At 32.2% G+C, this 7,177-nt stretch carries 7 protein-coding genes; all 7 read right to left on the bottom strand.

Going from position 1 to position 7,177, the window contains the following annotated elements; translation table 11 throughout:
• A partial coding sequence (locus CIW83_RS21440; RefSeq protein WP_143598616.1) for a hypothetical protein occupies positions 1-259 on the bottom strand: 259 nt, incomplete at its 3' end.
• Entirely contained in the window at positions 240-2,267 is a 2,028-nt protein-coding gene (locus CIW83_RS21435) for an ABC transporter permease (RefSeq protein WP_094904467.1), read from the bottom strand. The genes CIW83_RS21435 and CIW83_RS21440, both read right to left, overlap by 20 nt.
• 20 nt (positions 2,268-2,287) lie before the next feature.
• On the bottom strand, positions 2,288-2,953 hold the full coding sequence (locus CIW83_RS21430) for an ABC transporter ATP-binding protein (RefSeq protein ID WP_094904466.1): 666 nt from the start codon (positions 2,951-2,953) through the stop codon (positions 2,288-2,290).
• Between the two features lie 19 nt (positions 2,954-2,972).
• Positions 2,973-5,765 carry an FtsX-like permease family protein gene (locus tag CIW83_RS21425; protein WP_143598615.1) on the bottom strand — a complete coding sequence of 931 codons (2,793 nt, stop codon included), beginning with the start codon at positions 5,763-5,765 and terminating at the stop codon, positions 2,973-2,975.
• A gap of 20 nt (positions 5,766-5,785) precedes the next feature.
• On the bottom strand, positions 5,786-6,208 hold the full coding sequence (locus tag CIW83_RS21420) for a hypothetical protein (RefSeq protein ID WP_094904464.1): 423 nt from the start codon (positions 6,206-6,208) through the stop codon (positions 5,786-5,788).
• 165 nt (positions 6,209-6,373) lie between these two features.
• A complete protein-coding gene (locus tag CIW83_RS24620) occupies positions 6,374-6,496 on the bottom strand; it encodes a hypothetical protein (RefSeq protein ID WP_255374564.1) in 123 nt (40 codons plus the stop codon).
• A gap of 181 nt (positions 6,497-6,677) precedes the next feature.
• Positions 6,678-7,177: FtsX-like permease family protein (locus tag CIW83_RS21415; RefSeq protein WP_162288528.1), on the bottom strand; the 500-nt coding region annotated here is incomplete at its 5' end.

The following is a 7,177-nucleotide window of genomic DNA, read 5'->3' as shown; positions in this document are numbered from 1 at the left end:
CTTTATCCTTTTCTCCAACTTCATACATTTCTATAACCCCGTCCCTATCTATATATAGTTCATCATAAATCATTAATGCTGTGGCATAATAATCTTCAACTAATTCTGTTTCCATTAAGTTATTTATATGTCTTCCACTAATTGGACCTGTTCTTGTATCTAAAGTTAGACTTCCTTGTGCTATTATATCTGCTGTTATTATATAGTCTTTATATGCCTTTTCTATAAGTTCATTATTTTTAATGGTTACGTAATTCATCCATAATAATGAAAAAGTAAATACCCCTGCTAATACTATTAGAAGAATAGATGTAGCTTTGGAACGCAAGGTATGCTTTAATGAAAATCTTCTTAGTGCTTTTTTGCTGTTCTTTTTTCTCTATCAATTTATCATCTTTTATATCTTTCTCTTTATCATCTTCTAATTGTTTCGTAATCACTTTACTTTCTATTGTCATTGCATTAGTAGCTTTAGCCACTTCCAAGCTTTCAGTTTTCCCTTGAATCATTTTTCTCTTTTTATTGTTGTTAATTAAATCTATAATAGAAGAATTTTTAAGCTTATTTATCCTAAACATCAACATTATCATAAAGGGAAGCATAGATAATAGGATAAACAGTATAAAGTATTTTATATCTAATCCTGAATTAACAGTAGTCTGTGCAGTAGCAGGAACATTTCCTAACAATTCCATCGACTTCTCCATAGCATTATTAAAACCTATATAGCCTCCAATTCCCGATGCTATAATACCATATATAATTAGTGGCAATACCAGATGTCTTCCACTAATCTTTGATGGAATTCCTAAAGCTCTTTCTATTGCATAATTAAGCTTGTGCCCTTCTATATATACATATATCACAAACCCTTGTATCAATATTAAAAGTACACTAAAAAGCACAAAGCTTATTGCTGTAGATCTTTTAATAGGAGCAGAAGACTCTTTAAAACTCTCTATATTATTTATTAAAAAGGATAATTCATATCCCAGCTCTTTTAATGGCTCTTTATACTTTTCTATAAAAGCTGATTCATCACTTGCGTTTTTTAAAACAAAAGTATATGAGTAAGAATCAATAGGTATTGACTCATCTAATCCTTTAGTATATCTGCCAAGTTCTACAGGTATGGTACTATTCGGAACATACATTTGAATGTGCATATGAGGGTAAACATTGGAATTAAATATACCTACTACTTCAAAGGGTTTAGGTTCACTGACATAATATGTTTTCCATTCTTTATGGTCCTTTTCTGTAGATAACGAAATACCATATTCAGAATCTCTCATCTTAATATTAAGCTTATCTCCAATATTTATTTTATAGTTTTTGGCAATATTCTCATGTATTATAACTACATGGTTTTGGTTTTCATCATCCTCCTTGTTAAACCAACGTCCTTCCACAAGATAATAATCCTTTGCACTATCTTGTACTTCCGGCATTGCTGTCATATCCTTAATGCCTATAAGAGAATATGAAATGATGTTTTCATTTATAAGGTCCATTTCCTCTTTGATGATTTTAAACTGTGGAGCCTCCCAATCTATATATCCATTATCATCTAGCTCTATATATAGAGGTCCATCATCATAAAGTGGTTTTGCAAAGAAGCCAATGTCACCGGATGCATCAAGAAATGTTCTGAATAAGTACCTTTTTCCAGGTTTCATTTGGAATAGCTCGTCTATTACATCATCATTGATATATTCAAGTTTTTCTCCTGTTACTATGGAATGGGACAAAAAAAGAAAACGATGTTTCTGATCATTTTTGTAGCGAAAATCTCCTTCTATAAAATCTGGAATTCCAGCCAATATATCTATAACCTTAACATCTAATGCTGAACCTTCATAAATGTTCTCAGCATGTTGATATTTATGCACTTCCTGTATCTCTCCAATAAATATATGATCAAATTCATTTGAACCTATGTGTCCTATAAGAGAACGATCATTTCTTTTATTTCTATATAGTCCGTCTATTATTCCAATAGTATATCTTTTATTATCTTCAAAACCTATCATCGTGTCACCAGTAATGAGTTCCTGAGCTTCTTTTACATCATAGTTATTCTCATCTAAGGGTAGTATTCTTCCGATACTTCTATAATATTTACCAATATTGTCAATCTCCCTATTAACTATGAAAAATTGACTGATACTGGATATAAATAGATTTGATGCTATTAGAAGTATGCTTAAGAGAAGTATCCCCTTCAAAGGTCTTCTTAGGTTAGATTTGTTGATTGGATTTTTCATGGATTTCACTCTCCTATATCTTACTTCATATTCTCAATAGTTCCATCCTTAATTCTCCATACATGATCCGATTCTTCTGCGATTTCCATATCATGAGTTACTATGATTACACAAAAATCCTGTTGATGAGCTAGTTGTTTCAATATATCTATGATTCGTTCACTGTTTTCATCATCTAAATTTCCCGTAGGTTCATCAGCAAGTATTACCTTTGCTCCTGTGGCTAATGTCCTTCCTATGGCTACTCTTTGCTGTTCTCCTCCTGATAGATTGGAAGGGTAGCGAGATAACTTATCTCCATCTATACCCAAGGAATCCAACACCGTTTTTCCTTTTTCTCTTGCCTCTTCTTTAGGTACTCCCTTATATTCCATAGGAAAACTTACATTTTCTAATGCAGTTAGTAGAGGGAATAGTTGAAATGCTTGGAATATCATTGAAACGTTATCTCTCCTATATTCATCTAAATCCATATCCTTTAAATCCTCACCATTTATAGAGATTTTCCCTTGGGTAGGCTCATCAAGTCCTGCCATTATGGAAAGCAAAGTGGTTTTTCCACTACCTGAAGGTCCTACTATTGCATTTAATTTTCCTCCCTCAAAAGTACAATTTATATCCTTTAGCACATCTTTATCTGCACCTTTATATCTGTAAAAAATATTTTCCAGTTCTAGCTTTGCCATATTGATTTCCCCCTTCTATCTATTCTTTTACCTGAAGCATTTCTAGTGGCTTTTTATTGGTTACCTTTCCTATACCTAGTATTAGCCCTGCTGTAGATCCTAACAGATATCCACCTGATACTATTATATATTTCGTCATGTCTATTGGATAGGATTTTATGGATATAGCAAATACGGCTATACATGCTATGGCTGTTCCTATTAATACCAATATAAGATTTTCTTTAAATATATTCCATCTTACTTCTTTTTCCTTTACACCTAATATTCGTAAAATCGCTACATCTGTTGTGCGTCGTAGTACCATTATAAAGACTAATATACCAGCTATTACAATGGATAAGGTAAATGTTACAGGGTACAGAACTTCTAATAAGGATATATTCTTTTCTAATGGCTCCATTACATTTGTTAGCTCCTCATCCCACAGCTTCAGCTCCGTTGCAAATTCATTGAAGCTATTATTAGACACTATTCCCTTTATCTCTGCTTTACGCGATATAAGCTCCTTATTCTTTTCTTGCTTAAACTCAAATTCTATCTTGCTATAGAATATTTGCATCTCAACATTATTCAATACCTCCATTGGATAAATAAATACTTCCATGTCTTCATTTACTATGTTTTTTCCATAATAATTTTTTCCAGTGGAAATTCCTTTATAGGTTCCTACTATGGTTCCATAGGTCCTTACGGATAGCTGTCGATGCCGTGAAGCAGGCTCTAAAAGTATCTTATCTCCCAATTTTAGGTCGTAATGATCCATTGCCTTCTCAGCCACTAAAATTGGAAAACCCTCTTCTCCATTTTCATCTAATATCGTTAGCTCACCATTCTTAGAATATCCTCTGGTATATTCCTTGTCAAAATCCTCCAATGAATAATTATCTATAATATTTAAATCAGTTAGATTTATAATTCCATCTGAGCTATTATAGCTTTTATTGCTTGCATATACTACAAATATTGGGTGCTTTATAAAAACATGAACCTTATCCTTTTCTCCTATTTCATATTTCTTTATTGCTCCATCTCTATCTATATATAGTTCTTCATAATTCATCCATGCTATGGATTTATAATCCTCTACTAACCCCGTCTCCATCAATCTATCTATATGTCTCCTATGGATTGGACCTGTTCCATGACTTGTAGTTCTGCTTCCCTTTGCCACTATATCTCCCGTTATAATACTGTCTTTATATGCCTTTTCTATTAGTTCATTGTTCTTGATAGTTAGGTAGTTCATCCATAGCAATGCAAAGGTAAATATTCCTGCCAATATTATTAGGAATATAGATGTTACCTTTGAACGTAAAGTATAATTTATTGAAAATCTTCTCAATGCTTTTTTACTATCTTTTCTATGGTCCTCTATGTACTGCTCTTTTCCTTCCTCTTCTTCTTTTACATATACTGCAGCTTCTGTTGACTGTGATACGGTAGTAGCTTTAACCATATCTATATATTCACTTTCTTCTTTACTTTCTTCTTGTAAAATTTTCTTCTTTTTATTGTTATTGATTAAATCTATTACTGATGAATTTTTAAGCTGTTTTATTCTAAGGAACAGCATTATGACAAATGGAAGCATGGATAGGATGATAAATAATATAAAGTATTTTATATCCAGACCAAAATCAACAGTCCTCTGTACATTAGAAGGTATACTGCTCAATATTTCCGTTGATTCTTCTATTGCCTTTTGATAGCCTGTATATCCTCCTAGTACCGATGCTATAATGCCAAATATGACTAGTGGCAATACCAGATGCTTTCCGCTTATTTTTGCAGGGATTCCCAATGCTCTTTCTATTGCATAGTTCAGTTTATGTCCATCTATATATACATATATTACAAAACCTTGTATCAGTATTAAAAGCATGGAAAATACCATAGCGCTTATTGCTGTAGACCTTTTAATCGGGTCTGAAGCTTCTTTAAAGCTGTCTATACTATTCATTAAAAAGGATAATTCATATCCCAATTCCTTTAGCAGCTCTCTATATTTTTCTATAAATGTAGTTTCATCCTCTGCATTTTTTAAAACAAAGCTATATGAATGAACTCTCACAGGTATTGGTTCATCTAATCCTCCAGTATATCTGCCAAGCTCCATAGGCATAGTACTTTCAGGAATATACATACATTCATATTGAGCAGCACGATTGTTTTTAAATATACCAACTACTTCAAAGGATTTAGGTTCAGATGTATAATAGTTCCTCCATTCTATTTTATCCTTTTCTGTAGATAACAGAACACCATATTCAGAATCTCTCATCTTAATATCAAGCTTATCTCCAATACTTATATTATGGTTTTTGGCAATAGTCTCATGTATGATGACTACATGGTTCTGATTGTCATAGTCCTCCTTATCTATCCATCGTCCATCCACCAAGTAATAATCCTTTGCATTCTCTTGTACCTCCTGCATTGCTGTCATATCCTTAGTACCTATAAGATCATATGAGATAATATTCTCATTGATAAAGTCCATTTCCTCCTTGATGATTTTAAACTGTGGATTATCCCAATCTATATATCCATTATCATCTAGTTCTATATATAGGGGTCCACCATCATATAGGGGCTTGGCAGCAGAACCTGCGTTACTCTGCACATAGACTTCTGTTCTGAATAAGTATTTTTTTCCCTGTTCCAACTGAAATAATTGGTCAATAACGTCATTGTTGATATATTCATACTTTTCCCCTGTCATTATAGAATAAGGCAGGAATAGAAAACGATGCTCCTGGTACTCCTTATAGTAAAATTCTGATTCTATATAGTTTGGGATTCCAGCCAATATATCTGTTACCTTAGCCCTTAGTATTGTCCCTTCATAGATATTCTCAGCAAGGTATATTTATCTACCTCCTTCAGCTCTCCAATAAATATTGTATCATTTACATTTGAACCTATCATCTCACTATACGCACTATCATTTCGTTTATTTCTATATAATCCATCTATCAATCCTATAGTAAATCTTCTATTATCCTCAAAAGCTATCATTGGGTCACCAGTGATTATCTCCTGAGCTTCTTTTACATCATAGTTATTCTCATCTAATGGTCGTATTGTCCCAATGCTCCTATAATATTTTCCAATATTATCTATCTCTCTATTGACTATGAAGAACTGACTAATACTAGATATAAAGAGATTTGATGCTATTAGAAGTATACTTAGAAGAAGTATCCCTTTCAGAGGTCTTCTTAGGTTGGATTTGTTTATTGGATTTTTCATGGATATCACTCTCCTTATACTTTACTATATTAAGCAAAATAATATATGATTGCGTTATTATCCTATAATTGAAAACAATTATCAAACTGGCTTTAATTAATAGTAAGTCTAGGCAGTCAAGCTACCTAGACTTACTAAACCTGTATGCCTTAGCCTTAGCAAAAATTAGCCTCTGTTATATGAAGCATCAGCAAGAACATGTAGTAGCTGTTCATTCATACTCATAATTAAAATTTTATCAATTATTTCATCTTCAATTTTATTTATCTTTGCTAATACTATGCTCATGCTTGTACCCCCTTTACTATTTTAATTAAAGTGTATTTCATAATAATTTTATTGTCAGCTAACTTTTGTACATATTTTTTAAAAAATTTGGCTTTATATATAGAGAGGGGCATACAACTCAATAAATTAAAATAATCAGTGAATTAATTAACTTTCCTTCTATCTATTATTGATTTCATGTTTACTCTTTTACCTGAAGCATTTCCAGTGGCTTTTTATTGGTTACCTTTCCTATGCCAAATATCAGTCCTGCAATAGTACCTAGCATATATCCTCCTGTTACCATTATATATTTCACTAAATCTATCGGATAGGATTTTATGGATATAGCAAATACTGTTATACATGCTAAAGAAATACCAATTAGTACCAATATAAGGTTCTCCCTAAATAAATTCCATCTCACTTCTTTTTCCTTTACACCTAATATCCGTAAAATCGCTGCATCCGTTGAGCGACGAAGTACCATTATAAAGACTAATATACCTGCTATTACAATTGATAAGGTAAATGTTACAGGATACAGAACTTCTAATAAGGATGTATTCTTTTCTAATGGTCCTACTACATTTACAACTTCTCCATCCCATAGTTTTAGCTCAGTCGGAATTTCATTAGATGAATTGTCGGAAACTATTTTCTTTATCTCTTCCTTTTTTTCCATAATCTCTTTGTTTTTTT

This window comes from Tissierella sp. P1 (assembly GCF_002266425.1).
GTDB classification, from domain to species: Bacteria; Bacillota; Clostridia; order Tissierellales; family Tissierellaceae; genus Tissierella; species Tissierella carlieri.
Note: the sequence above shows the minus strand (reverse complement) of the source record. Positions and strands in the feature narration are given on the sequence as shown.

Excerpts from the sequence above, each read along its gene's own strand:
- CIW83_RS21430 (WP_094904466.1), bottom strand. The coding sequence starts at position 2,953 with ATGGCAAAGCTAGAACTGGAAAATATTTTTTACAGATATAAAGGTGCA.
- CIW83_RS21435 (WP_094904467.1), bottom strand. The coding sequence starts at position 2,267 with ATGAAAAATCCAATCAACAAATCTAACCTAAGAAGACCTTTGAAGGGG.
- CIW83_RS21420 (WP_094904464.1), bottom strand. The coding sequence starts at position 6,208 with ATGAAAAATCCAATAAACAAATCCAACCTAAGAAGACCTCTGAAAGGG.
- CIW83_RS24620 (WP_255374564.1), bottom strand. The coding sequence starts at position 6,496 with ATGAGCATAGTATTAGCAAAGATAAATAAAATTGAAGATGAAATAATT.